This window comes from Micromonospora sp. MW-13 (assembly GCF_003434305.1).
In the GTDB taxonomy this organism is placed as follows: Bacteria; Actinomycetota; Actinomycetes; order Mycobacteriales; family Micromonosporaceae; genus Micromonospora.
In genome coordinates this window covers 61,781-88,076 of the sequence record NZ_QKKX01000033.1, presented here as the reverse complement: position 1 = coordinate 88,076, position 26,296 = coordinate 61,781, and the positions used below count along the sequence as shown (strand labels likewise).

General features: G+C 74.8%; 24 protein-coding genes and 1 pseudogene. 18 read left to right on the top strand and 7 right to left on the bottom strand.

Annotation, left to right across the window (positions count from 1 at the left end; genetic code table 11):
- Positions 1-386: 386 nt before the first annotated feature.
- The gene (locus C5N14_RS17820) at positions 387-2,576 is read left to right on the top strand and encodes an amino acid transporter (RefSeq protein WP_243639719.1); all 2,190 of its coding nucleotides are present in this window, start codon (positions 387-389) and stop codon (positions 2,574-2,576) included.
- 77 nt (positions 2,577-2,653) lie between these two features.
- Here the strand turns inward: C5N14_RS17820 and C5N14_RS17815 are convergent, their stop codons facing one another.
- The 5 genes from C5N14_RS17815 to C5N14_RS17795 all read right to left on the bottom strand — a co-directional run bounded on the left by C5N14_RS17815 (position 2,654) and on the right by C5N14_RS17795 (position 7,381).
- Positions 2,654-2,863, bottom strand: coding sequence for a hypothetical protein (locus C5N14_RS17815; RefSeq protein ID WP_117669226.1), 210 nt, complete (start codon positions 2,861-2,863; stop codon positions 2,654-2,656).
- Positions 2,864-3,167: 304 nt separating this feature from the next.
- Entirely contained in the window at positions 3,168-4,433 is a 1,266-nt protein-coding gene (locus C5N14_RS32700; RefSeq protein WP_243639717.1) for a helix-hairpin-helix domain-containing protein, read from the bottom strand.
- A gap of 297 nt (positions 4,434-4,730) precedes the next feature.
- A complete protein-coding gene (locus tag C5N14_RS17805) occupies positions 4,731-6,080 on the bottom strand; it encodes an NAD(P)/FAD-dependent oxidoreductase (RefSeq protein ID WP_117669225.1) in 1,350 nt (449 codons plus the stop codon).
- Positions 6,081-6,095: 15 nt separating this feature from the next.
- On the bottom strand, positions 6,096-6,446 hold the full coding sequence (locus tag C5N14_RS17800; protein WP_117669224.1) for a TcmI family type II polyketide cyclase: 351 nt from the start codon (positions 6,444-6,446) through the stop codon (positions 6,096-6,098).
- A 122-nt stretch (positions 6,447-6,568) separates the two neighbouring features.
- The gene (locus C5N14_RS17795) at positions 6,569-7,381 is read right to left on the bottom strand and encodes a BTAD domain-containing putative transcriptional regulator (RefSeq protein WP_117669223.1); all 813 of its coding nucleotides are present in this window, start codon (positions 7,379-7,381) and stop codon (positions 6,569-6,571) included.
- 424 nt (positions 7,382-7,805) lie between these two features.
- Here C5N14_RS17795 and C5N14_RS17790 point away from each other — a divergent pair, with 424 nt between their 5' ends.
- The 10 genes and pseudogenes from C5N14_RS17790 (at position 7,806) to C5N14_RS17745 (ending at position 18,397) form a co-directional block, all read left to right on the top strand.
- A complete protein-coding gene (locus tag C5N14_RS17790; protein WP_128763600.1) occupies positions 7,806-8,039 on the top strand; it encodes a hypothetical protein in 234 nt (77 codons plus the stop codon).
- Positions 8,036-9,913: an acetyl-CoA carboxylase carboxyltransferase subunit alpha gene (locus C5N14_RS17785; RefSeq protein WP_117669221.1), complete on the top strand. Its 1,878-nt coding sequence runs from the start codon at positions 8,036-8,038 to the stop codon at positions 9,911-9,913. Before C5N14_RS17790 ends, C5N14_RS17785 begins: the two co-directional genes overlap by 4 nt.
- Before the next feature lie 11 nt (positions 9,914-9,924).
- Entirely contained in the window at positions 9,925-10,362 is a 438-nt protein-coding gene (accB, locus tag C5N14_RS17780; RefSeq protein ID WP_117669316.1) for an acetyl-CoA carboxylase biotin carboxyl carrier protein, read from the top strand.
- A 13-nt stretch (positions 10,363-10,375) separates the two neighbouring features.
- A pseudogene (locus C5N14_RS17775) lies at positions 10,376-11,716 on the top strand (acetyl/propionyl/methylcrotonyl-CoA carboxylase subunit alpha); the annotation flags it as partial.
- Between the two features lie 278 nt (positions 11,717-11,994).
- Positions 11,995-12,723 carry an SRPBCC family protein gene (locus C5N14_RS17770; RefSeq protein WP_117669220.1) on the top strand — a complete coding sequence of 243 codons (729 nt, stop codon included), beginning with the start codon at positions 11,995-11,997 and terminating at the stop codon, positions 12,721-12,723.
- The gene (locus tag C5N14_RS17765; protein ID WP_243639715.1) at positions 12,716-13,150 is read left to right on the top strand and encodes a cupin domain-containing protein; all 435 of its coding nucleotides are present in this window, start codon (positions 12,716-12,718) and stop codon (positions 13,148-13,150) included. Before C5N14_RS17770 ends, C5N14_RS17765 begins: the two co-directional genes overlap by 8 nt.
- On the top strand, positions 13,147-14,421 hold the full coding sequence (locus C5N14_RS17760; RefSeq protein ID WP_117669219.1) for a beta-ketoacyl synthase: 1,275 nt from the start codon (positions 13,147-13,149) through the stop codon (positions 14,419-14,421). Before C5N14_RS17765 ends, C5N14_RS17760 begins: the two co-directional genes overlap by 4 nt.
- A complete protein-coding gene (locus tag C5N14_RS17755; RefSeq protein WP_117669218.1) occupies positions 14,418-15,707 on the top strand; it encodes a beta-ketoacyl synthase N-terminal-like domain-containing protein in 1,290 nt (429 codons plus the stop codon). The genes C5N14_RS17760 and C5N14_RS17755 overlap by 4 nt, the downstream gene beginning before the upstream one ends.
- Complete coding sequence (locus C5N14_RS17750; RefSeq protein WP_117669217.1) at positions 15,704-16,066, top strand: antibiotic biosynthesis monooxygenase; 363 nt, start codon at positions 15,704-15,706, stop codon at positions 16,064-16,066. The genes C5N14_RS17755 and C5N14_RS17750 overlap by 4 nt, the downstream gene beginning before the upstream one ends.
- Before the next feature lie 774 nt (positions 16,067-16,840).
- A complete protein-coding gene (locus C5N14_RS17745; RefSeq protein ID WP_117669216.1) occupies positions 16,841-18,397 on the top strand; it encodes an FAD-dependent monooxygenase in 1,557 nt (518 codons plus the stop codon).
- A 55-nt stretch (positions 18,398-18,452) separates the two neighbouring features.
- Here C5N14_RS17745 and C5N14_RS17740 read toward each other — a convergent pair whose 3' ends face one another.
- On the bottom strand, positions 18,453-18,746 hold the full coding sequence (locus C5N14_RS17740; RefSeq protein ID WP_128763599.1) for a hypothetical protein: 294 nt from the start codon (positions 18,744-18,746) through the stop codon (positions 18,453-18,455).
- A 298-nt stretch (positions 18,747-19,044) separates the two neighbouring features.
- Here C5N14_RS17740 and C5N14_RS17735 point away from each other — a divergent pair, with 298 nt between their 5' ends.
- Complete coding sequence (locus tag C5N14_RS17735) at positions 19,045-20,439, top strand: class I adenylate-forming enzyme family protein (protein WP_371685861.1); 1,395 nt, start codon at positions 19,045-19,047, stop codon at positions 20,437-20,439.
- Between the two features lie 50 nt (positions 20,440-20,489).
- On the opposite strand, the gene C5N14_RS17730 is transcribed toward C5N14_RS17735, so the two are convergent.
- Positions 20,490-21,176: a 4'-phosphopantetheinyl transferase superfamily protein gene (locus tag C5N14_RS17730; protein WP_117669213.1), complete on the bottom strand. Its 687-nt coding sequence runs from the start codon at positions 21,174-21,176 to the stop codon at positions 20,490-20,492.
- Positions 21,177-21,191: 15 nt separating this feature from the next.
- Here C5N14_RS17730 and C5N14_RS17725 point away from each other — a divergent pair, with 15 nt between their 5' ends.
- The 6 genes from C5N14_RS17725 to C5N14_RS17700 are packed head-to-tail and all read left to right on the top strand — an operon-like array spanning position 21,192 to position 26,246.
- On the top strand, positions 21,192-21,458 hold the full coding sequence (locus C5N14_RS17725) for a phosphopantetheine-binding protein (RefSeq protein ID WP_117669212.1): 267 nt from the start codon (positions 21,192-21,194) through the stop codon (positions 21,456-21,458).
- Entirely contained in the window at positions 21,458-21,703 is a 246-nt protein-coding gene (locus C5N14_RS17720) for an acyl carrier protein (protein WP_117669211.1), read from the top strand. Before C5N14_RS17725 ends, C5N14_RS17720 begins: the two co-directional genes overlap by 1 nt.
- Positions 21,696-22,790: a beta-ketoacyl synthase gene (locus C5N14_RS17715; protein WP_117669210.1), complete on the top strand. Its 1,095-nt coding sequence runs from the start codon at positions 21,696-21,698 to the stop codon at positions 22,788-22,790. Before C5N14_RS17720 ends, C5N14_RS17715 begins: the two co-directional genes overlap by 8 nt.
- On the top strand, positions 22,787-23,377 hold the full coding sequence (locus C5N14_RS17710; protein ID WP_243639713.1) for a beta-ketoacyl synthase chain length factor: 591 nt from the start codon (positions 22,787-22,789) through the stop codon (positions 23,375-23,377). Before C5N14_RS17715 ends, C5N14_RS17710 begins: the two co-directional genes overlap by 4 nt.
- A complete protein-coding gene (locus C5N14_RS17705) occupies positions 23,374-24,990 on the top strand; it encodes a class I adenylate-forming enzyme family protein (protein ID WP_117669209.1) in 1,617 nt (538 codons plus the stop codon). Before C5N14_RS17710 ends, C5N14_RS17705 begins: the two co-directional genes overlap by 4 nt.
- Positions 24,987-26,246, top strand: coding sequence for a beta-ketoacyl synthase (locus tag C5N14_RS17700; protein ID WP_117669208.1), 1,260 nt, complete (start codon positions 24,987-24,989; stop codon positions 26,244-26,246). Before C5N14_RS17705 ends, C5N14_RS17700 begins: the two co-directional genes overlap by 4 nt.
- Positions 26,247-26,296 lie beyond the last annotated feature (50 nt).

Sequence of the window (26,296 nt, the reverse complement as noted above, 5' to 3'; positions counted from 1 at the left end):
CCCCGCGCTGCCGGGGGGAGCGCGGGGGCATCCCCATGTCCCGGGCCGGATGGCGGGATGACGACCGGCGCCCTGCCCGGCAACGCCACCGCCGGGGTCGTCCGGGTCGGCGACACCGTCCGGCGCCCGGCCGGACCGTGGACCGACACGGTCGACGCGCTGCTGACCCACCCGTGCGCGCCGGCTTCCCGGCGCGCCCCGCCCGCTGGGCCGCGACGACCGGGGCCACCGGGTGCTGGAGTACGTCCCCGGGCGAGGTCGACGGTCCCGCCGGCACGTACCCGCCGGGTCCGCCGCGCCGTTGCGCCGGCCTTCCTCACCGTTCCGGCGGGCGGCGCCGCCGGCACCGCCTACCGTCGGAGCAGGGCGTGGAGGGGTGGCGTGGCATGGCGGAGCGGTGGGACGGCGCGCGGCCGAGGCGGGGCCGGGAGCACCGGCGTGCGCCGGCCCCGGGCCGGAGCCCTCGCGAGCCCCGGGGCCCGTCGGGCGACGGGGACGCCGGCCGGGACCCGGGTCGGTCGGATCGGGGCGGCCGGGAGCCGAGCCCGGCCGCGCGGGCCGCCCGGGACCCGCGCCTGGGCGGGCACGGCGGCCCCGGCCCGGGGGCCATCCCGGCGTGCGTCGAGCGTCCCGCCCCCCGGGAGGAGCCCGCGGGCCCGCTGCGCCGCTGGCTGTTCCAGCACCTGGTGCAGCCGGTCGGGCCGGAGACCGGGGAGGCGCAGGCGAAGACCCACTCCTGGTGGCAGGTGATGTGCCTGACCGGGGTGGACTACTTCTCCACCCTGTCGTACGTCCCCGGCATCGCGGCGCTCGCCGCCGGGGCGTTGTCCCCGCTGGCCACGCTGCTGATCGTGGCGCTGACCCTGTTCGGGATGCTGCCGATGTACCGGCGGGTCGCCGGGGAGAGCCCGCACGGGCAGGGCTCGGTGGCGATGCTGGAGCGGCTGCTGCCGTTCTGGCGCGGCAAGATCTTCGTCCTCGTCCTGCTCGGCTTCGTCGCCACCTCGTGGATCATCACGATCACCCTGTCGGCCGCCGACGCCACCGTCCACCTGTTGGAGAACCCGTACCTGCCGGCGTCCGCCCCGCACGGCGCCCTCGCGGCGGTGACGGTGACCGTGGTGCTGCTGCTCGTCCTGGGCGGGGTGTTCCTGATGGGGTTCAGCGAGGCGGTGACCGTGGCCATCCCGCTGGTCGTGGTGTTCCTCGGGCTGAACGCGGTGATCGTCGTGGCGGGGCTGGCGCAGATCGCCGCCGACCCGGGCACGGTGGGCGACTGGGCCACCGCGCTGACCGCCCGGGGCACCGGGTTCGCCGACGTGGTCGGCCCGGCGGTGCTGGCCTTCCCGCTGCTGGTGCTGGGACTCTCCGGCTTCGAGACCGGGGTGAGCATGATGCCGCTGGTACGCGGGAACGGCCCGGACGCCGCCCGGCGCCTGGCCGCCCGGATCCGCAACACCCGCCGGCTGCTCGCCACCGCTGCGCTGATCATGTCGGTGTACCTGGTCGGCACCACCTTCGTCACCACCGTGCTGATCCCGGCGCGGGAGTTCCAGCCCGGCGGCGCGGCCAACGGGCGGGCGCTGGCCTGGCTGGCCCACGAGCGCCTCGGTGAGGGGTTCGGCACCGTCTACGACGTCAGCAGCGTGCTGATCCTCTGGTTCGCCGGCGCCTCCGCGATGGCCGGCCTGATCAACATCGTGCCGCGCTACCTGCCCTCGTACGGGATGGCCCCGGAGTGGGGCCGGGCGGTGCGCCCGGTGGTGATCGTCTACACGCTGATCAGCATCGCCATCACGGTCGCGTTCCGCGCCGACGTCAACGCCCAGGCCGGCGCGTACGCCACGGGCATCCTGGCGATGATGGTCTCCGGCGCGGTGGCGGTGACCATCGCGGCGGCCCGCGCCCGCCAGCGGACCGCCGCGGCCGGCTTCGCCGTGCTCACGGCGGTGCTGATCTACGCCCTGACCGAGAACGTGATCGAGAAGCCGGACGGGATCGCCATCTCCGGCATGTTCGTGGCCGGCATCGTCGCCGTCTCGCTGATCTCCCGGGTCACCCGCACCACCGAGCTGCGCGCCGAGCGGATCGAGTTCGACGACGCTGCCCGCCGGTTCGTCGCCGAGTCCCTGGCCCACGACGGCCGGCTGCACCTGATCGCCAACAGGCGCGACAGCGGCGCGGTCAAGGAGTACCGGGTCAAGGAACGCGCGCAGCGCGGCATGAACCCGGTCCCGGGAGCCGCCGACGTGCTGTTCCTGGAGATCGACGTGGTCGACCCGTCGGAGTTCAGCCGGGTGCTGCGGGTGCACGGGGTGGAGGCCGGCGGATACCGGGTGCTGCGGGCGGCGAGCCCCGCCGTGCCGAACGCGATCGCGGCGATCCTGCTCGCGTTGCGCGACGCCACCGGGGTGCGCCCGCACGCCCACTTCGAGTGGTCCGAGGGGAACCCCATCGCCCACCTGCTGCGGTACCTGATCCTCGGCCGTGGCGACACCCCGCCCGTGGTGCGGGAGATCATCCGCAAGTCCGAACCGGACCCGTCCCGCCGTCCGGGCATCCACGTCGGCGGCTGACGGCGGGCCGGGGGGACGGGCGGACATGCGACGGCCCGCGTCCCCGGGGGTGGGGCGCGGGCCGGACACGGGCGGGTCTACTTGGACGGTTCGGGAAGCTCGCAGTCGACCTTCGGGTTGGCGCCGATGTAGTTCAGCGGGCCGGCCACGATGGTCACCAGGATGGTGCCCGCCTCGGCGCAGTTGGTGTCGTCGCCTTTGTAGTAGCCACGCTGGCCTGCGGCGATCGCGCCGATGACGAGCCAGATGACAAGGATGATTCCCAAAATCGACGGGCCACGCCGCATGGCTTCCTCCCGGGTTGTGGTGGGTCGAGGTGAGCCCGTTGTACCCACCCGCGACGATCGGCTAAACGGCGTCCGAGGCAGACCCGGTGGGAGGGGTGTCCGAGTTCGGTCAGTGGCCGGGCCGACCGTTGCCGGGGCCCGCGGTGACCGTCAGCCGGAGGCGGCCAGGTTGCGCCGCCTCCGGCTGACTGAGGCTGAACATGGTGTCGGAAACCAGCGCGCCGTCGGCCGGGGTGCTGACGGCCACCGGCCGGCGCCGCGCCGGCCGGTGGCCCCGCGTGGAGCCACCGCCCGGCGTCGCAGGTCAGGACGCGTCGTCGGCACCGACCGGCGCGGGGAGGACCCGGTCGGCCTCGGCCGGGGCGCCCGCGAGCACCTTGGCCTGCTGGGGCCAGCTGGCCAGGGCCGGCGCCGCGCGGAGGCCGGCGGCGCGGATGGTGTCCCGCAGCGCCGCCTCGTCCAGGTCGGCGAGCTGTTGGTAGGTGCGGATGCCGGCCGCCTGGAGCGCGGTGGCCATCTTCGGGCCGATGCCCTGGATGCGCCGGAAGTCGTCGGCGGTTCCGGCTCCGGCTGCCGGCGCGGGAACGGGGGCCGCGTCGGGGGTCGACGGGCTGGACCCGTCGACGTCGTCCCGGGATTCGACGTCGTCCCGGGCCTCGGCAGCGGGCGTCTCGGCGGCGGGCGTCTCGGCGGCGTCGCCGGGAACAGCGTGGGCCGGCTCGGCGTCGTCGGCGGCGGCCCGGGGTGCCGGCACGACGGGCTTGGCGGCTGCCGGGACCGGGGCCTCTTCAACCGCCGGAACCAGCGGCTCCTCAGCCGCCGGAGCCGGAGCCTCCTCAGCCGCGGGAGCCGGAGCCTCCTCAGCCGCGGGAGCCGCGACGGGAACGGCCTCGGCCGGAACGACCTCCTCGGCACCGACCTCGGCGGGCGTGGTCACGGCGGGAACGGCCTCGGTGGGGGCGGTCTCGGTGGGGGCGGTCTCGGCCGGAGCCGCCTCCGCAGCCGGGGTCTCGACCGTGGCGGCTGCCGCGGGGACGGACTCGACCGTGGCGGCTGCCGCGGGGACGGACTCGACCGTGGCGGCTGCCGCGGGGACGGACTCGACCGTGGCGGCTGCCGCGGGGACGGACTCGACCGGGATGTCCTCGACCGGGGCCGCCTCGGCGCGGGCCGGGGTGGTCGGCACGGCCGGGCTGGCCTCGTCGTCCGTCCGGGCCTCGCCGGCGGACAGGTCGGCCTTCGGCGTTGCGTTGTCGTCGGCGAAGACGGTCGGGTCGCTGTCGTCGAGGACCGCGCCCGGCCGGGTCGCGTCGGCGGTCTCCGGAGCGGGGCGGTCGACCACGGCGGCCGGGGCCACGGCCGGGGCGACGGTCGCCTCCGGCCGGTGCGCGTCGACGGTGGCCTCGGCGGCCGGGCCGGACACCACGGCCACCCCGGCGACGGGGTCGCCCGCCACGATGGGCGTACCGGTGGCCGGCGCGTCCTGCCGGCCGCGTAGCACCCATCCGGCCGCCGCACCCAGCAGCAGTGCCAGGATCACGATCAGCCATTGCCCGAAAGTCGACGGCACGGCAAACCTCCCTCTTGTGAGCGTGATTGGTGAAAAGTCGCGAGAAAAATCCGTCGCAGCTTCGCACACGCGCCGGGTCGGCGACAGGGAGGTCCGTGCGGTTACAGCACTTGTGGGGTGTTTTGCACCGGGGGTGGCGGTGGGGTTACCGAACGTGGTGCGGGGGCGTCGCGTACCGCCGCGTCGCCGGGCCGAGCCCGCCCCGTCGTCGCCGGCGTCCATCGGGGGCACCGGGACGGCTCCGGACGGCGGGTGGCCCCGGCACCGCCAGGCGGTGCCGGGGCCACGCCGGCTGGTTCAGTCGGCCTCGCCGCGGTAGGTGTAGAAGTCGTCGACGAACCTGCGGCGCAGCGCGGGCACCCGGCTGCTCACGCCGAAGTAGCTTCGTGCCCCGAGCAGCGCGAGCCGGCCGATCACCGGCCGGTACAGCGCGTCGTCGCCGCTGGTGCCGCTGCTGCGCAACGATTCGGCGACCCGGGCGAAGCCGTACGGGATCATCTCGGCCTCGTAGTCGGCGACGGCCTGCACCAGGGTCTTGTCGCCGGAGGCCGCCAGCCTGATCTGCCGGGTGAGCAGGGCGGCGTCGCGCAGGGCGGTGTTCGCGCCGACCCCACGGCCCGGGGTCATGCTGTGGATCGCGTCGCCGAGCAGGGTGACGGTGCTGCTCTTCCACGGTGCGACCGGCTCGGCGGTGGACACCTTGACCGGCAGGGCGCTGCCCGGGTCGCAGCGGGCCAGCAGCTCGCGCAGTCGCGGATGCCAGCCGTGGGTGAGTTCCTGGGCGACCTCGACCAGTTCGCCGCCCCGCCGCCGCATGATGTCGGCGGGGAACCGGCGGGTGGCGCTCCACACGATGAGGTTGATGTTGTCGCGGGTGGTGTCGTGGCGCAGGCCCGGCCAGCGGCGCAACAGCGCGGTGTCGGCGGCGCCGACCCCGGGCTTGATCTCGCCGTGGCGGTCCCACTTGAACTCCATCACGTGCAGCACACCCATCATTCCACCGGCGCCGAAGATCAGCGAGATGCCCTGCTGGAGGCGCTGCGGGATCAGCTCGCGGGTGTGCTCGGTCAGTGGGATCCGGGTGGCGATGTTGATCGTCCCGGCGTCCCGGCTGGCGGCGTGCGGCAGGTACTGGCGGCGGACCGCGGAGTGCGTGCCGTCCGCGGCCACCAGCAGGTCGCCGGTGGCGCTGCTGCCGTCGGCGAAGTGGGCGGTGACGGTGCCGTCGTCGCGTTGTTCGTACCGGGTGAAGGTCCGGCCGAAGTGGACGACGTCCTCCAGGCCGGTGAGCAGCACCTGGCGCAGGGTCATCCGGGCGACGGAGCGTTCGGTGTCGACCGGGTCGGTGTCCGGTCGCAGCTCGAACGACGCGGTCTGGCGCAGTCGCTCGGTGATGACGTTGAAGTAGCGGGGGGCGCGGGCGCAGGTGACGACGAAGGTGTCGAACAGCTCCGGCGGTAGGCACTCGCGCAGCGCCCTGCTGCCGGAGGGGCTGATGCCGACGCGGTAGCCGAGCAGCCCGTCGGCGCGGGTGGTGTGTCGTTCGTACACCGAGACGGAGAGGCCGGCCCGGCGCAGCCCGTGGGCCAGGCACAGGCCGCCGGTGCCGGCCCCGATGACCAGTACGTGTGGACCCTTGGCGGACACGGGGCCGGCTCCGGGTCAGCCGGCCGTGCGGGTGGTGCTGACCGACGGGGTGGCGTCCCAGTTGTAGAAGCAGCCGGCCATCGCGTCGCGCGGTGAGCGCCACGTCGGCAGGTACGGCGAGGTGTGCGCGGAGAGCCGCTCGTTGACCTGGAGGTACAGCGGGTGGTTGCGCGCCTCGGCCAGGGCGTCGGGGTCGACGTCCTCGGTCTCCATCAGGTGTACGCACAGGTCGTGCAGGCAGTACAGGGAGCGGTGCCGGACCCCGGTGAGGCCCGGCAGCTCCGTCGCGTCGGCTTCGGCGAAGATCTGCGCCACCCGGCCTTCCGCGCCGGGGATGATTCGGCTGACGATCAGTAGACGACTCATGGGACCCCTCCCGCCGGTGGTGCTCCTGGATCACGGTCGGGTGACCATGTGCACCGTTGCCGCCCACCTTGCCGGCCGTCCTGTCACGTTGCCGTCACGGTCCGTGCGGAAGTGGTGACGGGTCAGCGCGGGCGGGGGCCGGTGCGGGGGGCCGGCTCGCGGCGCGGCTCGGGCGCGGCCGGCCGGGTGGCCTGCCGGATCGGCGCCAGCGTGTCGTGCAGCAGGGCGGACATCGCCGGGGACGGCTCCAGGCGCAGCTCCCGCAGCAGCATGTCGCGGTAGGCGTAGAAGGCGTGCACGGCCTCGAACACGTTGCCCTCGGCGAGGTGGATGCGGACCACCAGCCGGTGCGGGGTCTCGCGCAGTGGTTCCGCCGCCATCGCCTCCAGCGCGGCCTCCAGAGCCTCCCCGTGCCGGCCCGCCGCGATGTGGTTGCGGGCCATCTGTTCCAGCATGTGCAGCCGTAGCTGGCGCAGCCGTTCCCGGTCCAGCAGCACCCAGTCGTCGTACCAGCCGGGCAGCAGGTCGTGCCGGCCGGCGGTGCGGGCGGCGCTGGTGGTGCCCGGGTCGTCGCCGTCGCGCACCCGGGCGGCGGTGGCGGTCAGCTCGTCGACGTCGAGCCGGACGCGGGGGTGCAGGCGTGCGGTGTCACCGGTGGTGACCAGCGGGCAGCACGGGTCCTGGCGCAGCCGCCAGAGCGCGGTCCGCAGGGAGGACAGGGCGCGCTCCTCGGGCGCCTCGGGCCAGAGCAGGCCGGCGAGGTGGCTGCGGGTTGCGCCGGGGCGCAGCCCGATCAGGGCGAGGACCCGTTGCAGCCCGCGGGGCACGACGACCGGGGTCCCGTCGTGCAGCAGGCGGAAGCCGCCGAGCAGGTGCAGCGAGACCGATGGGGAGGGATCGTCCTGCCTGGTCGGCGTGGGCGGATCAGCGGTCACGGCGGCACCCCCTGCACCGGACCTCGTCCGGACTGTCGTGTGTCCCGGCGCGGCGTACCCGGGACGCCACTGTCGCCGGTGGCTCCACAAGGCACCGGGCCGAGCGCCGCGACCGCCGGGCTGGCCCTCTCGGAGGTTAACCCTACCGATTACGGTGAGTCAACATGGTGTCTGTGAAGGTTGGAGCCGTGCCGCCTGGCTGACAGCTTCTCAACTGCGAAAACTTGTCGCCACCGTCAGGTGGCTCAAAGGTCCGGCATGGATTGTTCACAGCTTGCATCAACGCATCGTCACCACAGGTCGTGTCCGGTCGGCGTTCGGTGGTGACGCCGCCGTGACGGTGGCACGCGCACCGTGACGGCAGTCGTCCCGCGTGACGGACGGGCCAGGCCACGCCCGCCACGCGCCCTAGGGAGGCACGTCCATGGATCGTTCGATGATCGTCGCCCAGGTGGTCCCGACCACCGTCGAGCAGTGCGCCAGGGTCTTCGCCGGGCCCGTCGCGACGGCGCTGCCGCGCCCGGCCGAGGGCCGGCACCGGTCGCCGTGCCCGCCGTACGACCGCCACGTCCGGCCGGGGGAGACCGGGCGGCCGGGGCGGGCACCGGTGGCGGGCTGCTGCCACCGCGGGGACCCGGCAGCCGGGCGGCGGTCGTGACCGCCACGGTCGGTCGCGGCGAGCAACTCTGGTCGCGCTGCGACGGGTGCGCCGCCCTGCTCTACCGCAAGCGGCTGCGGCGCAACCTGGACGTCTGCCCGGAGTGCGGCTCGCACGTCCGGCTCGGCGCGCCGGAGCGGCTGCGTCAGCTGGTGGACCCGTCCTCCTTCGTCGTCCTGCCGGACCGTCCGGACGATGTGGACCCGATCGGTTTCGTCGACGTGCTGCCGTACCCGCACCGGCTGATGGCGGCCCGGTCCGGCACCGGCCTGACCGAGGCCGTGGTCTGCGGCACGGCCACGATCGGGGGCCACCCGGTGGCGCTGGCGGTGATGGACTTCCGGTTCCTCGGCGGCAGCCTGGGCTGCGTGGTCGGCGAGCTGATCACCCGTGCCGCCGAGCGGGCGCTGGCCGACGGCGTCCCGTTGGTGCTGGTCACCGCCTCCGGCGGGGCGCGGATGCAGGAGGGCGCCCTGTCGCTGATGCAGATGGCCACGGTGAGCCAGGCGGTGGCGGCGCTGCGCGAGGCGGGGCTGCTGACGGTGAGCGTGCTGACCGACCCGACGTACGGGGGCGTGGCGGCGTCGTTCGCCACCAACACCGACGTGGTGCTGGCCGAGAGCGGCGCGCGGATGGGCTTCGCCGGCCCCCGGGTGATCCGCCAGATCACCCGGCGGGCCCTGCCCGAGGGGTTCCAGACCGCCGAGTTCCTGCTGCGGCACGGCCAGGTCGACATGGTGGTGCAGCGGCGGTCCCTGCGGGCGCGGCTGCTGGCGCTGCTCGCGGCGGCCCACTGCGCCCGCGCGGAGCGGCGGGCGACGGACCGGCGGCCGGTGTGCCGGCCGGAGGCCGGGCAGTTGGTGCTCCGCCAGCCCGCCGCCGGGCCGGCCGGCCACGTCCGTGTCGGGCTCGCCGTCACGGCGGGCCGGGCCACGAGCGAGATGCCGTCCGGCCGCGCCGGGGCAGACGCGCCGGCTGGCCGGCTGGCCGGCGCGCCGGCGGGTCGGGTCGACGGGGGTCGGGTCGACGGGGACCTGGCCGGCGCGGGCGATCCGTGGGACACGGTGCGGACGGCCCGCCACCCGGGCCGACCGACCACCCTGGACTACCTCGGCACCGCGTTCGACGGCTTCGTCGAGCTGCACGGCGACCGGCTGGGCGCCGACTGCCCGGCCGTGGTCGGCGGGCTGGCCCGGCTCGGCGACCGGCACGTGATGGTCATCGGCCACCAGAAGGGGCACAACACCGCCGAACTCGTCGCCCGCAACTTCGGGATGGCCAGCCCCGCCGGGCACCGCAAGGCGCTGCGGCTGATGCGGCTCGCCGCCCGGCTGGGCCTGCCGGTGGTCACCCTCGTCGACACCCCCGGGGCGGACCCCGGGATACGTGCCGAGGAGCAGGGGCAGGCGGCGGCCATCGCCGAGAACATCCTCACCCTGAGCAGCCTGCCGGTGCCGGTGGTCGCGGTGGTCACCGGCGAGGGCGGCAGTGGTGGGGCGCTGGCCCTCGCGGTCGCCGACCGGGTGCTGATGCTCCAGCACGCGATCTACTCGGTGATCAGCCCCGAGGGGTGTGCCGCGATCCTCTGGCCGGACAGCTCCGCGGCCCCGCAGGCGGCCCGGGCGCTGCGGCTGACGGCGCCGGACCTGTGCGCGCTCGGCATCGCCGACGACATCGTGGCGGAGCCGGCGCCGGCGGCCCACGCGGACCCGGAGGCCGCCGGGGAACTGCTGCGCCGTGCGGTGCTGGCGAACCTGGCCCCGCTGCTCGACGTGCCGCCCGCGACGCTGGTACGCCGCCGCCGGCAGCGGTTCCGCCGGTACGGCGCGGCCCGGGCCGGCAGCCTGGGCGTCACGGTGGGGGGCACCCGGTGAGCGCCGAGGCGATGCCCGACGACGCGGTGCTGGCGGGGCTGCGCCGGCACGCCCGGGACCTCGTCGCCGAGCTGGCCGGCCCGGTGCGCCGGGTGCGGCTGAGCAGCGGGCAGGCCGCCCTGGAGGTGGAGTGGCACGGGACGGTGGAGCGGACGTCCGTCCCGCCCGCCCCGCGCGCCGAGCCCGCGCCGCAGGGCGGGGAGACCGACCGCGCCGTCGTGCGGTCGCCGGTCGTCGGCACGTTCTACCGCGCGCCGGAACCCGGCGCCGCGCCGTTCGTCGCGGTCGGGGACCTGGTCCGCGCCGGTCAGGTGGTGGGGATCGTCGAGGCGATGAAGCTGATGAACGAGGTCACGGCCGACCGGGCCGGCCGGGTGACGGCGGTGCTCGCCGACGACGCGGCGCCGGTGGAGTACGACCAGCCGCTGGTCGCGCTGGAACCAGCCTAGGTCGGGTGGGGAGATGTTCGAGAAGGTACTGATCGCCAACCGGGGCGAGATCGCGCTGCGGGTGCTGCGGGCCTGCCGGGAGCTGGGCGTGCGCACGGTGGCCGTCTACTCCAGCGCCGACGCCGACTCCGCCGTCGTGCGGCTGGCCGACGAGGCGGTCCGGATCGGGCCGGCGGACGCCCGGCGCAGCTACCTCAACGCGGCGGCGATCGTCGAGGCGGCCCGGCGCACCGGGGCGCAGGCCGTGCACCCGGGCTACGGGTTCCTCTCCGAGGACGCCGACTTCGCCGAGATCTGCGCCGACAACGGGCTCACGTTCATCGGCCCGCCGCCGCACGTGATGTCCGCGCTGGCGGACAAGGCCACCGCGCGGGCGTGGATGCGCCGGGCCGGGCTGCCGCTGCCCCCGGGCAGCGTGGAGACCCTGCCGACGGCGCAGCGGGCCGTCGAGGTCGCCGCCGAGGTCGGCTACCCGGTGATCGTGAAGGCCGCCGCCGGCGGCGGCGGGCGCGGCATGACCGTGGTACGCACCCCGGGCGACCTGCCCCGGGCGTACGCGCGGACCCGGGCCGCCGCCCAGGCTGCCTTCGGCGACGACCGGGTGTACGTCGAGCGGTACCTGACCGACGCGCGGCACGTCGAGGTGCAGGTGCTCTGCGACGGCGACGGCAACGGCGTGCACCTGGGCACCCGGGACTGCTCGGTGCAGCGGCGGCACCAGAAGCTGGTGGAGGAGGCGCCCGCCCCGTCGCTGCCGGCGGCCGTCGCGGACAGCATCGCGCGGACCGCGTTGCGGGGTGTGCTGGAGGTCGGCTTCGCCGGCGCCGGCACGGTCGAGTTCCTGGTGGACGACGCCGACCGGTTCCACTTCCTGGAGATCAACTGCCGGATCCAGGTGGAGCACCCGGTCACCGAGATGATCACCGGGATCGACCTGGTGCACGAGCAGTTGCACATCGCCGCCGGGACGCCGCTGCGGCTGCGGCAGTCCGACGTCCGCCCGCACGGGGTCGCGGTGGAGTGCCGGGTCAACGTGGAGGACCCGGACCGCGGGTTCGCGCCCACCCCCGGCCGGCTGGACCGGTTCCACCCGCCCGGGGGGCCGTTCACCCGGGTGGACACCCACGGCCGACCCGGCTACGTCGTCGGCCCCCACTACGACTCCCTGCTGGCCAAGGTCGCCGTGTGGGCGCCGGAGCGGGGGCTGGCGCTGGACCGCCTGGACCGGGCGCTCGACGAGTTCGACATCGGCGGGCCGGGCGTGCGGACCACCATCCCCTTCGTCCGGCGGGTGCTCGACGACGCCGCCTTCCGCGCGGGTCGCTACTCGACCGGCCTGGTCGAGCGGCTGCTGTGCGCCGCCGACCCGGCCGGCGGCGCCACGGCAACCGGCGCCCCCGCCCGGGGAGCCGACGGCGCCGCGCCCGCAGCGGGTGCCACCACCGGCGCCGGCACCCACGCCGCCGCGACCGGAGTCCCGCGAGCCGGGGGCACCGCGACCGTGCCCCCGGCCGGGCTCCGCCCGCGCGTTCCGGGTGCCCCCGCCGCACCGGCCGGTGGGGGAACACCCGCCGTCGCCACCGCCGTCGCCGACGGCGCCGCGCCGTCCGGCCCCGACCAGAGGAGAAACTGATGACCGTCACGCACGGGCGACCGTTGACCGCCGAGATCACCGACATCCTGGTGGCGCACTGTGGCCTGGACGCCGAGGCCGCGGCCCGGGAACCGGCCGCGTCCCTGGAGGACCTCGGCATGGACTCGCTCGCCCTGCTCGAACTGTCGGCCGTGCTCGCCGACCGTTACCGGGTGCGCATCCCGGAGGAGGCCGGGCGGCTGAGCATCGACGCCGTCGCCGACCTGGTCGCCCGGGAGACCGACCCGCCCGGGCACACCGAGAACAGCATCGTCATCGCCGCGCCCCTGCCGCTGGTCTGGAAGCTGACCAACGACGTGGCGAACTGGCCGGACCTGTTCACCGAGTACGCCGCGGTGGACATCCTCGAACGTGACGGTCGCACCGTCCGGTTCCGGCTGACCATGCACCCGGACGAGAACGGCACGGTGTGGAGCTGGGTCAGCGAACGCACCACCGACTGGGAGAACCGCGAGGTGCGGGCGCACCGGGTGGAGACCGGCCCGTTCGAGTACATGCGGATCCGCTGGCACTACGACACCGAGCCCGACGGCACCCGGATGACCTGGGTGCAGGACTTCGCGATGCGCCCGCAGGCGCCGTTGGACAACGCGGGGATGACCGCGCGGATCAACGCCAACAGCCGCGTCCAGCTCGCGGTGATCAAGGAACGGATCGAGCGGGCGGCCGGAACCCGCTCCACCAGCACGGGAGGCGACGATGAGTGAGACCACCGACCAGCGGACCACGGCGGGCACACCGGCGCACCGGCCCGTCGCCGGCCGGGACGTGCCGGCCGACCGGCGCCGCGGCGGCGAGCTGCGGGTGCTGCTCGGCCCGAAGACGGTCGGCAGCACCTCCGGGTTCATGGGGGTGGCGGTGCTGGCCCCGGGGGAGCGGATCGCCGAGCACTACCACCCCTACAGCGAGGAGTTCCTGTACGTGACGCGCGGGGCGATCACCGTCGACCTGGACGACCGGCCGGTGCCGCTGGCCGCCGGTGAGTCCCTGTTCGTGCCGGTCAACGTCCGCCACCGGCTGCGCAACACCGGCACCGAGCCGGCCGAGGTGGTGTTCCACCTGGGCCCGCTCGCGCCCCGTCCGGAGCTCGGCCACGTCGACACCGAACTGGTCGAACAGCGGGGCGTGTCGTGACCGCGCGCCGCACGGTGGTGACCGGCATCGGGGTGGTCGCCCCGGGCGGCGTGACCCGGGACCGGTTCTGGAAGACGATCACCGAGGGGCGGACGGCGACGCGGCGGATCAGTTTCTTCGACCCGTCGCCGTTCCGCTCCCGGATCGCCGCCGAGTGCGACTTCGACCCGGTCGCCGCCGGGCTCACCGAGGCCGAGCGGCGCCGCGCCGACCGGTACGTGCAGTTCGCCCTCGCGTGCTCGATCGAGGCGGTCGCCGACAGCGGGCTGGAGCTGACCGATGCCGAGCGGGACCGCGCCGGGGTGGTGCTCGGCACCGCCGTCGGCGGCACCATGGCGCTGGAACAGGAGTACGTCACCGTCAGCGACTCCGGCAGCCGCTGGCTCGTCGACCACGCGCGCGGCGGGCCGTACCTGTACCAGGCCCTGATCCCCAGCAGCCTGGCCGCCGACGTGGCCTGCCGGCACGGGCTGCACGGCCCGGCGCAGGTGATCTCCACCGGCTGCACCTCCGGCATCGACGCCATCGGGTACGCCCACCAGCTCATCGCCGACGGCGAGGCCGACATCGTGCTGGCCGGGGCGGCCGACTCGCCGATCTCCCCGGTCACCGTCGCCTCCTTCGACGCGATCAAGGCGACCAGCCCCGACAACGACGACCCGGCGCACGCCTCGCGCCCGTTCGACGCCGACCGGCACGGGTTCGTCCTCGCCGAGGGCGCGGCGGTGCTGGTGCTGGAGGAGTACGGGCACGCCCGCCGCCGGGGCGCGCACGTCTACTGCGAGCTGGCCGGGTACGCCAGCCGCAGCAACGGCTACCACATGACCGGGCTGCGCCCGGACGGGCTGGAGATGGGGCTGGCCATCTCGGCCACCCTGAAGCAGGCCCGGCTGAACACCTCGCAGGTCTCCTACATCAGCGCGCACGGCTCGGGCACCCGGCAGAACGACCGGCACGAGACGGCGGCGTTCAAACGGGCCCTCGGCGAGGCCGCCCACCGGGTGCCGATCAGCTCCATCAAGTCGATGGTGGGGCACTCGCTCGGCGCGATCGGCTCCATCGAGATGGCCGCCTGCGCCCTGGCCGTCGAGTACGGGGTGGTGCCGCCGACGGCCAACTGGAGCACCCGCGACCCGGAGTGCGACCTGGACTACGTGCCGAACGTGGCGCGGGAGCTGCCGGTGGACGTGGCGCTGTCGGTGGGCAGCGGCTTCGGCGGCTTCCAGTCGGCGATGCTGTTCCGCCGGCTGTCACCGGCGGTGGCCGGGTGACCGCCCGGGCGGTGGTCACCGGCATCGGGGTGGTCGCCCCGAGCGGAGTCGGCGCAGACGCGCACTGGTCCACGGTGTCCACGCGGACCCGGCGCACCGGCCCGATCACCCTGTTCGACCCGGCGACCTACCCCACCCGGCTCGCCGGTGAGGTGCCCGGCTTCGAGGCGCTGACCTGGGCGGACAACCGCCGGTTGGTGCAGACCGACCGGTGGACCCACCTGGGGTTCGCGGCCACCCGGCTGGCGCTGGCCGACGCCGGGCTGCCCGAGCGGGCCCCCGACCCGTACGGGTACGCGGTCACCCTGGCCAGTTCCTCCGGCGGGAACCTGTTCGGCCAGCGGGAGCTGCAACGGCTCTGGGGCGGCCCCTCGCGCACCGTCGGGGCCTACCAGTCGATCGCCTGGTTCTACGCGGCCAGCGTCGGGCAGCTCTCCATCCACCACCAGTTCAAGGGCCCCTGCGGGGTGCTGGTCAGCGAGTCCGCCGGCGGGCTGGACAGCCTCGCGCACGCGGTGCGCACCGTGCGTCGGGGCACCCCGGTGGTGATCGCCGGGGCCACCGAGTGCCCACTGAGCCCGTACGCGCTGGCCTGCCAGCTACGTTCCGGGCTGCTCAGCACGGAGGCCGACCCGCGGCGGGCGTACCGGCCCTTCGACGCCGACGCCGCCGGGTACGTCCCGGCGGAGGGCGGGGCGGTGTTCGTGGTGGAGGAACTGGGGCACGCCCTGGCCCGGGGCGCGCGGGTCTACGGGGAGGTCACCGGGTGGGGGGCCACCCACGATGCCGCGCACACCGGCCCCGACTCCGCGGGCGACCCCGCCCAGTACGCCCGGGCGATGCGGCTGGCCCTGGACCGGGCCGGGGTCGCCCCGGACGACGTGGACGTGGTGCTGCCCGACGCGCTGGGCACCCCCCGCCACGACCGGGCCGAGGCCGACGCGCTGCGCGCGGTGTTCGGGGCGCGTCCAGTCCCGGTGACCACCCAGAAGCCGCTGACCGGCCGGGCCCACCAGGGCGGGGCGGCGCTGGACGTGGCCACGGCGCTGCTCGCCTTCGCGCACGACACGCTGCCCGCCTCCGCCGGCCCGGACCGCCCCGCCGACGGCTGCGACCTGGACTTCCTGCGCGAGCCGCGCCGGCCCGCCTCCCGGGTGGCGCTCGTCGGCGCCCGCGGGTTCGACGGTTTCAACAGCGCGCTGGTGCTGCGCGGCGCGGCGGGCCGCCCGGCACCACAACCCCGCCGGGCGGCCGAGCCCGGCGTGACGAGAGGAGCGGACGGATGATCGAACAGCGGGCCCGGGTGGTGTTCCTGGTCCGGGTGCCGGACGAGCGCACGGGGGACTTCCTCCGCGCGTACCAGTCGATCCGGCACCTGGTCGCCGAGGGGACGCCGGGGCACCTGGTGGACCAGGTGTGCCGCTCGGCCGCCGACCCGGAGCAGTGGTTGATCACCAGCGAGTGGGTCAACCTGGCCGCGTTCGAGGCGTGGGAGCGCAGCGTGCAGCACCGGGACCTGGTCCAGCCGTTACGCGAGTGCTTCAGCGAGGAGGAGTTGTCGCTGCGCTTCCTGGTCTACGCGCAGACGCCCGGGGCTCCCGTAGTCCTGGCGGAAAAATCAACGGATATGGCTGACCACGGCTGATGAGCGATGCGGGCGCTGGCGTGGTCGTCCGTGCCAGTCATAGGGGGTACCGCGGATTTCGACGCACGTCTCGGCGTCGACCCCGACCTGCCCGCCCCTGGTGTCGGCCCGACACCCAGGGGCGTTCGTCGGGTGGGTTCACCTGTGCGACGATCCGGCGATTGCCGTTTCTTCCTACGAAGCCTCGCGCGGACTGCTTCATCGGGGACTTCGCATTCCGAGAGGGATGGCCGCGTTGAGGTAGATCGCTCTGCGCTGGGCGAATGCCGTCGGATTCGAAGTGAGAAGACCCCACTCCAACGTCGCAAATGGGCAGATGCGTATCCGTCGGCCTCGGCTCCATTATCTCACGAGCGCTATTTTGGACTGCCGGGGGTAGGGGCATCTGGCTCATTCGGTGCTCGCTATGGTGCCCGGCATGCTTGCTGGTGACGAGAAGCTCGTGAGTTCCGGACGACTGCGGCTGTGGACAGAGCGACCCGGCGACGGTCTGCAGGTCATCCGATTCGATCACCGCGACACCGGCCGTCCACTTCGGTGCCACGTTGAATCACGATCTCGCCGGCGGCGCTTCGACGACGACCGGCGTGCTGCTCTGTCCACCGTCAATGCCCCTACGTCGGTCGTGCGCGGCAGTGAGGACCCCCTGATCCCGCCCGCCCACGGCGAAGCACTCGCGGGGCAGATTCCGGGCGCGCGCCTGGAAGTGGCGGCAGCGACCCGCCACTGTCGGCGGGGGTCCTGTGCGGCGGACCCGACCGAGTGGAGAATCCGATGAACGTCAATGTGATCATCGTGGGTGGCGGCCCTGTCGGGCTGTTGTTGGCCGGTGAACTGATGCTTGCCGGCGTGCGCCCGGTCGTGCTCGAGCAAATGCCCGAACGCAGCACCGAGCACAAGGCCAACGCCTTGATCGGTCAGGTCGTCCGCTTCCTCGACCACCGAGGCTTGTACCAGTCCTTCGGCGGCCACGGCGATCGGCCGCAGCCCGCTGCTGCGTTCCTGTTCGGCGCGCTGCCCTTGAAGCTGTCCGGCCTGGTCGACAATCCGCTGTACGGCCTGCAGATCCGTCAAACACGCCTCGAATCACTCTTGGAGCAGCGGGCTCTCCACCTCGGCGTGGACCTGCGACGCGGGCACCAGCTAGGGGAACTGCGTCAGGACGACGATGGCGTAACCGCGCGGGTACAGGGCCCCGATGGCTGCTATGAGCTGCGTACCCGATATCTCGTCGGGTGCGACGGCGCTGGCAGCGCCGTACGCAAGCAGGCCGGTCTCCCATTCGCCGGCTTCACCGATCCGAGCGTCATCTCCCGCGCCGCACATGTGGCTGTACCACCGTCATCAGTCAGCACCTCCACCGCCGAACTTGCCCTGCCGAGCGGTGACCGGATCGGCCTGTACGCCTGGCATCGCACCGAACGCGGCGCCTACGCGGTGGTACCGCACGAGCCAGGCGTGGTGATGGTGTCCGTGATCGAGTGGAACGGGCCACCGATCACCGACGAGACCCCCGTCAGCCTCGACGAGCTGCGCGCCAGTCTCAACCGGGTCCTTGGACAGGAGCTGCCGCTTACCGCGCCGGCGACCCCGGGACCGCATCTGCTGCGCCGCCGGCACGCCGCGAACACCCGCATCGCCACCTCGTACCGTCGCGACCGGTTGTTCCTCGCTGGAGATGCCGCCCACGTGCATCCCGCGGTCGGCGCGCCCGGACTCAACCTCGGGCTGCAGGACGCGGCCAATCTCGGCTGGAAACTCGCCGCGCAGGTGCACGGCTGGGCGCCACCCGGACTGCTCGACAGCTACCACACCGAGCGTCATCCGGCCGCCGAACGGGTCACCACGCACACCCAGGCCCAGTTGGCGCTGATGTCCCCCGGACCCGCGACCACCGCCCTGCGCCAAGTCGTCGCCGAACTGCTCGAAACCCCCGGTGTCACCGGACAGATCACCGACCTCCTGGCCGGCTCGGACGTCCGATACCGGATGCACCACGGCACACCCCATGCCCTGACCGGCCGCTTCGCCCCCGACCTCGCCCTGCATGTCGGAACCCGCGCCACCCGCCTCGCCGAACTCATGCGTCCGGGCCGGCCACTGCTGGTGGACCTCACCGACTCCAGCCACCTCGCCGACCTGACCGACGCCTGGCGCGACCGCGTGGACCTCGTCACCGCTTACGCCCCCACGCCAAGACCCACCGACGCCCTTGTCGTCCGCCCGGACGGCTACGTCGCGTGGGCCCTCGGCCCGAACGGCACCGACGACCTCCTCGAGGCGCTGACGAACTGGTTCGGCGACCCCCAACCCCGCGGCGAACATGCCTGACCGCGGCTTCTGCAAATCAGCTCGTCCGTACCAATGTCCGGATACAACTTCCTCCTCAGCCCGGGCATAGCTTCCCCTGGTAGGCGTCGTCCGGCGCGAGTTTCCTTACGGCGTCGTCGGTGTTCGGGTCGGCCAGCAGCCCGCAGAGCCGGTCCAGCACGTCGTCGACGGAATGGTGGCGCGTGTCGGTCTGCGCCAGCCGGCGCAGCGGCGGCGGCTTCCCGGCCGCCGGCAGGGCGACGCCGATCGTGCTGTTGTCCAGCACCGCCACCGGCCCGTCCGGGCCCCGACCCAGGGGCACCACCGCCCGCGACTCGCCGGAGTGGGTGCGGTGCTCGCCGGAGCGCACCCCGGGGCCGGGGCCGGGCAGGCTGCCGCCCCGGTGGGACCGCTTACCGGCGGGCAGGCTCGCGCCCCCGCCGGACGCTGGGCGTACGCGGGCAGGCTGCCGCCGGCCGCCGTGTCGCGGCCGATCCTGCCCCCCGAACCGGCCGACCGGCAATCGGGCCGGCCGACCTTTTTGATCTAGCCATTCGCATCTAGTAATGGTCTCGGCGGCTGCCGTAGTGTTCCGTCAGCACCCCGAAAGACGCACCACATTGGGCCGTTGTGCCCTTTTCGATGCTGGGCGGTAGACCACAGTGAGTATGGATCGTTCGGCAGAAGAATCTACAGTAGACGACGCTGCCTGGGTTGACGAAGTGTTGTTGGCCGGCCCGTCGACCGACGTTTGTTTCCGGCTGCCCGACCCGGTGGACCGGGGCACCCTGCGCCGGCTGGTCGGCGAGGCCCAGGCCCGGCTCGCCGGGGCCGGGCTGCGTCCCGGCGGGGCCGCCGCGCTGCGCCTGCCGCCGTCGCTGGCGTACGTGGTGAACCTGTTGGCCACCTGGCGCAGCGGCGCGCAGGCCATCCTGCTGGACCATCGGCTCACCGACCACGAGGTGGAGCGCGCCCTGGAGCGGCTCACCCCGCAGGTCGTGGTGACCCCGGTGCGCAGCGGCGCCGGCGCGCTGAAGATCTTCGTCGACGTGACCGAGGGCGTGACCCCCTACTCGGACCGGCCGGCCGGCAGCCCGCACGCGGTGATCCAGCTCAGCTCCGGCTCCACCGGACCGTCCAAGGTGATCGGCCGCCACGCCGCCTCGCTCGTCGCCGAGGTGCGCCGCTACACCCGGATCGACGGGGTCGCGCTGCCCGGGGAGCGGATCATCCTGCTGCCGTCCATGGTGCACGTGCTGGGCCTCGTCGGCGGACTGCTCTACGGCCTGCACGCCCGGATCACGCTGGTCCCGCCGGCCCGGCTCAGCGGCGACGCGGTGCTCGCCGCCGTCGCCGCCGACGACAGCCCCGCCACCGTGCTCGGCGTCCCGTTCCACATCGGACTGCTGGCCTCCACCCGGCGGACCGGGCCGCTGCCGCAGCTCAAGCGGATGACCACCGGCGGCGAGCTGGTCCCGGCCGCCGTCGCCGCCGCGTTCACCGACCGGTTCGGGGTGCCGCTGGGCAACATGTACGGGATGACCGAGGTCGGGGTGATCGGCACCGATCTGCACGGGCGGCACCGCCCGTCGATCGTCCCCGCCCCCGGCATCGAGGTGCGTGAGTCCGCCGCCGGCGAGCTGTGGGTGAGCTGCGCGGAGTCGCCCTACGTCGGGCTCTCCGACCCGGACCGCTGGTCCGACGGCTGGCTGCACACCCGCGACGCCGGCACCGTCGATCCGGACACCGGCCTGGTGACCGTGCGCGGCCGGCTCGACTCCCAGGTGTCCGTCGGTGGGATGAAGGTCGACCTCACCGAGGTCGAGGCGACCCTCGCCGGGCTGCCCGGGGTCGACGCCGCCGTGGTGGTCTACGACGACGGCATCACCGCGTACGTGCAGCCGGACGGGCCGCTGTCGGAGGAGGTGCTGGAGAGGCTGATCGCCGAGCGGCTCGCGGGCTACAAGCGGCCCCGCACCCTGCACCTGCTCGACCGGCTGCCCCGCACCACCACGGGCAAGCTGGTCCGTTCGACCCAGGCGCTGCGGGCGGCGACGCCGTGACCGGCCCGCTCCGGCGGCCCGCCGTCGCGTCCCCGACCCTGACTGATCAATCAGTCCGTGATGATCTCGACCCCGTCGACCGGCCCGTCGACCGCCACCGCCAGCAGCAGAGCGCCGCGCCCCGCCGCGGCGTCGAACAGCGTCGGGCCGCCGGTCCGGGACGCGCCGCCGGCCGGGTCACCGGCGGTGTCGCCGGCCAGCCGGGGATGGCCGACCCGCAGCCCGCCCGGCCCGGGAACCGGGCGCAGCAGTTCGCCCGGCCCGCCGGGCAGGGGCATCGGCCGGCCCAGGCCGCCGTCGCGCAGCCCCCGGCCGAGCGCCTTGCCGACCGCCTCCTTGGCCGTCCAGAGCAGCAGGAACGCCTCGGCGCGCCGCTCGGCGGGCCGGCCGGCCAGCCAGGCGGCCTCCGCCGGGGCGTACCAGCGACGGGCCAGTGCCACCGCGGGCAGCTCCCGGCGGGCCTCCACGTCGATCCCGACCGGGCCCGCGCGGCGGGCAGCGACCACCACGGCGTCGCCGGCGTGACTCACGCTGACCGGCAGTTCGGCCGCGTCACCGGCGCGGACGAACGGCCGCCCTGCGGCGTCGCGCCCCACCCGGATCTCCGCCTCCGCCCGGCCGAGCAGCGTGCCACCCACGCGCCGCAACAGCCGCCGGGCCGCCTCCGGCCGACCGCCGGTGGTACGGCCGAACCACACGTACACGGTGTCCCGACCGGGCACCGCTGACTGGCTCACGGAAAGAGGTTAACCATGCGCGACGAGGTCCGTGCCTTCGTCATCGAGCAGCTCACCGACATGAACTACGACGTCGACGACATCGACGACGACACCACCCTCGGCCCCGCCGGCGTCGACCTGGAGTCGCTGGCCCTGGCCGACCTGGCCGTGCGGGTCGAGGACCGCTACGGCCTGAAGTTCGCCGACGACGAGTCCGAGAAGCTGGCCCTGATGACGGTCGGCGAGTTCACCACGATGATCGCCGACCGCGTCGCCGCGTCGGCCGACGGCAACTCCTGATGTCCGGTCAGCCCGACCTGGGGCGAGCTGACCTGCTGACGATGCTCGCCGAGATGAGCGCGAAACCGGTCGACCAGGTGTCCGACCGGGTGGGCTCGATGGAACTCGCCTGGCTGGTCCACCTCGTCGAGCAGCGCTACGACCGCCAACTCGACCTCACCGACGACCAGCTCGCCGGCATCCGGACGGTCGACGACGCCCTGGCGGTGTTCCACACCTGCCTGACCGCTCCCGCAGATGGCTGAGCGGCCCGGCGTACGGATCACCGGCGTCCACGCGCTCAGCGCGCTCGGCAGGGGAGCCGAGGCGCAACTCGCCGGGGTGCTCGCCGGCACCCCGGCGTTCCGGCCGGTCGGCCGCTTCGACACCACGGCCCGCCGGGTCGGGGTGGCGGCCACCCTGCCGGAGACCGGCGCCCTGCCCGACGAACTGGCCGAGGCGGTGGACGTCGCCTGCGCGGCGGCCCGGCTCGACGCCGGTGCCCGGGCCGGCGCGCCGCTGCTGCTCGCCGCGCACGGCGGGGCGGGCGTGCCGGCGCTGGCCGGGGAACTGGCCCGCCGGTGCGGACTGGCAGGCGCCCCCCGGGTCTACACCAGCGCCTGCGTGTCGGCGTCCACGGCGGTGGCCGACGCCGCCGCGCTGATCGGCCGAGGCGACGTCGACCGGGTCGTCGTCGCCGCCGGCTACCTGGTCGAGCCCGACCAGTACGCGCTGTTCGACGCCGGCCGGGCGCTGGCGACCGACGGCGCGGTGCGCCCGTTCAGCGCCGGCCGGCGCGGGCTGCTGCTCGGCGACGGGGTGGCCGCCGTGGTGCTGGAGTCGGCCGAGGCGGCCCGGCGGCGGGACGCGCCGACGCTGGCCGCGGTGCTCGGCTGGGGACGGGCCGGCGACGCCCACCACCCCTGCCAGCCCGACCCGCAGGGGCGCGGGCTGGCCCGGGCGGTCGGCGCGGCCCTGCGCCGGGCCGGGCTCGACCCGGAGCAGATCGGGTACGTCAACGCCAACGCCACCGGAACCGGATACAGCGACGCCGCCGAGGCGGCGGCCCTGCGGCTGGCCTGGGGCGAGCACGCCGGCCGGGTGCCGGTCAGCTCCACGAAGGCGCTGCACGGGCACGCGCTGGAGGCGTCCGGGCTGCTGGAGCTGGTGGTGACCGTGCTCGCGGTGCGGCACGGGAAGCTGCCGGTCAACGCCGGCTGGCTCGGCCCGGACGAGGCGTGTCCGCTGGACGTCATCCGCGACGCGCCGCGCCCGGCCGCCACCGGCTACGCGCTGAGCCTCAACTCCGCGTTCGGCGGCGCCAACACCGCGCTGCTGGTGGGTGCGGCGTGACCGGGGAGCCCGACCGGGCCGGCGCGGGTGCGACCGCCGCCGGCCTGCGGGTGCTCGCGCAGGCCCGCTGGCCCGAGCCGGGCGACGGCGCGCCGCCGGCCCTGCCCGGGTTCGTGCACTCGGCGTTCAGCCCGGTCGTGGCGGCCGTCGCCGACCGGTGCCTCACCCGGCGGCACGGCGAGCGGCCGGCCCCGGAGCCGGTCGGCGTCCGGACCGCCGTGGTGCTGGTCAGCGCCGCGGGGGACCGGGCCAGCGCCGAGCAGGTGCACGCCACGGTCGCCGCGGGCGGGCGACCCGGGCCGCTGTTCTTCTTCCAGTCCGTGCCGAACAGCGTCGCCGGCCACGTCGCCGCGCGCTGGGGGCTGGGCGGCCCGGTGGTCTGCGTGGCTCCGACCGGGGACCCGCTGGCCGAGGGCACGGCCGAGGCGGAACTGCTGTGCCACGACGGCGACGCCGACGAGACCTTGTTGATCATGATCGAGCAGGCAGCCGACGACGCCGGTGCGGGCGTCCGGGCCGGGGAGCCGGGCGGGGCGCCCGGGACCCGGGCCGTCGCGGTGCTGCTGGGGGGAGGAGACACACGATGAGGACCAGGGGACTGCGCGGCGTGCTGGCCGCCGACACCGAACTGGGCGCCGGCAACGTGCTGGCCCGGGTGCTGGCGCACGGCGCCGACCCGGACGGCCCGGGGCTGACCTTCGACACGCCGGTCGACGCTCACCCGGCCGAGCACCCGCTGACGCTGGGGCAGCTCGACGAGCGGGTCGCCGCCCGGGCCGCCTGGCTGCACGCCCGGGGCGTCAAGCCGCGCGACCCGGTCGCCGTCTGGGCCACCGCCGCCGCCGACATGGTGCTCAGCTTCCTGGCGCTGGCCCGGCTCGGCGCGATCCCGGCGCTGATGAACGGCAGGCTGCGCCCGGAGATCGCCGCCGAGTACATCCGCCGGCTGCGCGGCGCGGGCGTGCTCGCCGACGCCGCGCACACCGAGCTGCTGGCCGGCCACGACCTCGGCGCGCCGCTGCTCGGCACCCCCGCCGAGGCCGGCGCCGGCGACCCAACCGCCGCCCCGGCCCACTACCGGCACCACCAGGACGACCCGGTCGTCATCACCCACACCTCCGGCACCACCGGCGTGCCGAAGGCGGTGCTGCACTCGCACAGCAGCCTGTTCGCCGCCACCCGGCACCTGCTGTCCATGCCGCAGGCGCAGGGCACCGGCCGCATCCTCAACGCGCTGCCCGCCCCGCACACCGCGACCGTGCTGATGGTCAACCAGGCGCTGGGCAACCGGGCGGAGATGTTCCTGCTGTCCGAGCAGGGCGGGGAGCGGGTGCTCGACGCCATCCAGCGGTGGCGGCCGGACGGGGTGTTCGGGTTCTCCGTCACCTGGGCGGAGCTGGCCCGGTTCGACCTGTCCGGTTACGACCTGGACTCGGTGCGGCTGTGGTTCAACACCGGCGACTGCTCGCACGAGCCGCACGTGCGTCGGCTCGTCGCGGTCGGCTCCCGGGACACCGTCACCCGCCACGGGGTGACCCGGGTGCCCGGGTCCGTCTTCATCGACGGCCTCGGCTCCAGCGAGATGGGCCACTCGATGTTCCACATCACCCACACCCGCGAGACGAACCAGTACGGCCGCTGCGTGGGCCGCCCGTACCGGTTCACCAAGGTCGCGGTGCTCGACGCCGAGGGCAACGAGCTGCCCCCGGGCCAGGTCGGCTTCCTCGGCATCGACTCACCGTCGCTGTTCCGGGGCTACTGGAACGACTCGGCCACCACGTACCGGTTCCGGCTGCGCGGCTGGTACCTCACCGGCGACCTGGTGTACGCCGACGACGAGGGCCGGTACTACCACATGGACCGGGCGGTCGACTCCGTCGAGGTCGGTGACGGTCGACGGTTCTTCACCGCGCTGTCCGAGGAGCGGGTCCTCGCCGCCTGCCCCGACGTCACCGACTGCACCGTGGTCATCGTCGCCGAGGCCGACCGGGTCGTCACCGACGTGCTGCTGGAGCTGGCCGCCGGGGCCGACCCGGACGCCGACCGCACCGACGCGGTGCGCGCCGCGCTGGGCTCCGACGTCGGGGCCACCCTGCGCCGGGTGGTGCCGGTGCGCTCGGAGGACATCCCGGTCACCGTGACCGGCAAGGTGCGCAAGGTCGCGCTTCGTGAGCGCTACCTGACCGAGTCACCGTCATGACCGCCGTCATCACCGGGATGGGCCTGTTCACGCCGGTCGGCCGGGGCGTCGCGGAGACCTTCGACGCCCTGCTCACCGGCCGGTCCGGGCTGACCCGCCCGGCCGACGACCACCCCGCCCGAGAGTCCCTGGAGGCGGCCGGGCTGCTGCCGGACATCGACCCGCGCACGGTGGCGTCCGGCCCGGAGACCCGGGTGCTCGACCGGATCGTGGTGCTCGCCCTGCTCGCCGCCGCCGACGCGCTCGCCGACGCCGGCATCGAGGTGGGCCGCGACGTCGACCCCGACCGGATCGGGGTGATCGTCGGCGGGGTCGGCGGGATGTCCACCCTGGAGAACCAGGTGCTGGCCCGGGCCGCCCGGGGGCGGGCGGCGGTCAGCCCGTACCTGCTCACCGGGATCCTGCCGAACATGCCGGCGGCGCGGATCGCCATCGCCCACGGCATCCGGGGCTACAGCTCGTCGGTCGGCACCGCCTGCGCCTCCGGCGCGCAGTCGGTGGCCGACGCGGTCCGGCTGATCCGGGCCGGGGAGGCCGACGTGGTGGTCTGCGGGGCCAGCGAGGCCCCGCTGTTCCCCACCTTCGCCGACACCTTCGGCAACGCCCGGGCGCTGGCGCGGGGCTGGGCCGACCCGGCCGAGGCGAGCCGGCCGTTCGACGCCCGGCGCAACGGCTTCGTGCTCGCCGAGGGGGCGGCGCTGCTGGTGCTGGAACGCGCCGAGCACGCCGCCGCCCGGGGCGTCACCGGGTACGCCGAGGTGGCCGGCTACGGGGCGAACACCGACGCGTACCACCCGACCGCGCCCCGGCCGGACGGGTCCGGGGCGGCGGAGTGCATGCGCCGCGCCCTGGCCAGCGGGGGCGTGACGGCCGGCGACATCGGCTACGTCAACGCGCACGGCACGGCCACCAAGCTCGGCGACATCGCCGAGACCGCCGCGCTGACCGCGGTGTTCGGCGACGGCGGGGTGCCGGTCAGCTCCACCAAGGCGCTCACCGGGCACCTGCTCGGCGCGTCCGGCGTGCTGGAGGCCGCGGCCACGGCGCTGGCGCTGGGTCGGGGGCTGCTGCCCCCGACCTGGAACCTCGACGACCCGGACCCGGCCTGCCCCGCCGACCACATCAGCAAGGAACCGAGGGTGGCCGCCCCGGAGCACGCGCTGACCAACTCGTTCGGGTTCGGCGGCCAGAACGTCAGCCTGCTACTGCGACGCGGCACCGGTGCGGGTGCGCGCGTCGCCGGCCCGGGGAGGTGATCGCTCGTTCCACTCCGGGCGGTGCGCCGCCCGGGCGGCAGTCACGGGGG

Excerpts from the sequence above, each read along its gene's own strand:
- C5N14_RS17725 (WP_117669212.1), top strand. The coding sequence starts at position 21,192 with ATGCGCGACGAGGTCCGTGCCTTCGTCATCGAGCAGCTCACCGACATG.
- C5N14_RS17790 (WP_128763600.1), top strand. The coding sequence starts at position 7,806 with ATGGATCGTTCGATGATCGTCGCCCAGGTGGTCCCGACCACCGTCGAG.
- C5N14_RS17735 (WP_371685861.1), top strand. The coding sequence starts at position 19,045 with ATGGATCGTTCGGCAGAAGAATCTACAGTAGACGACGCTGCCTGGGTT.
- C5N14_RS17750 (WP_117669217.1), top strand. The coding sequence starts at position 15,704 with ATGATCGAACAGCGGGCCCGGGTGGTGTTCCTGGTCCGGGTGCCGGAC.
- accB (WP_117669316.1), top strand. The coding sequence starts at position 9,925 with ATGCCCGACGACGCGGTGCTGGCGGGGCTGCGCCGGCACGCCCGGGAC.
- C5N14_RS17745 (WP_117669216.1), top strand. The coding sequence starts at position 16,841 with ATGAACGTCAATGTGATCATCGTGGGTGGCGGCCCTGTCGGGCTGTTG.
- C5N14_RS17765 (WP_243639715.1), top strand. The coding sequence starts at position 12,716 with ATGAGTGAGACCACCGACCAGCGGACCACGGCGGGCACACCGGCGCAC.
- C5N14_RS17705 (WP_117669209.1), top strand. The coding sequence starts at position 23,374 with ATGAGGACCAGGGGACTGCGCGGCGTGCTGGCCGCCGACACCGAACTG.
- C5N14_RS17770 (WP_117669220.1), top strand. The coding sequence starts at position 11,995 with ATGACCGTCACGCACGGGCGACCGTTGACCGCCGAGATCACCGACATC.
- C5N14_RS17820 (WP_243639719.1), top strand. The coding sequence starts at position 387 with ATGGCGGAGCGGTGGGACGGCGCGCGGCCGAGGCGGGGCCGGGAGCAC.
- C5N14_RS17715 (WP_117669210.1), top strand. The coding sequence starts at position 21,696 with ATGGCTGAGCGGCCCGGCGTACGGATCACCGGCGTCCACGCGCTCAGC.
- C5N14_RS17815 (WP_117669226.1), bottom strand. The coding sequence starts at position 2,863 with ATGCGGCGTGGCCCGTCGATTTTGGGAATCATCCTTGTCATCTGGCTC.
- C5N14_RS17800 (WP_117669224.1), bottom strand. The coding sequence starts at position 6,446 with ATGAGTCGTCTACTGATCGTCAGCCGAATCATCCCCGGCGCGGAAGGC.
- C5N14_RS17720 (WP_117669211.1), top strand. The coding sequence starts at position 21,458 with ATGTCCGGTCAGCCCGACCTGGGGCGAGCTGACCTGCTGACGATGCTC.
- C5N14_RS17700 (WP_117669208.1), top strand. The coding sequence starts at position 24,987 with ATGACCGCCGTCATCACCGGGATGGGCCTGTTCACGCCGGTCGGCCGG.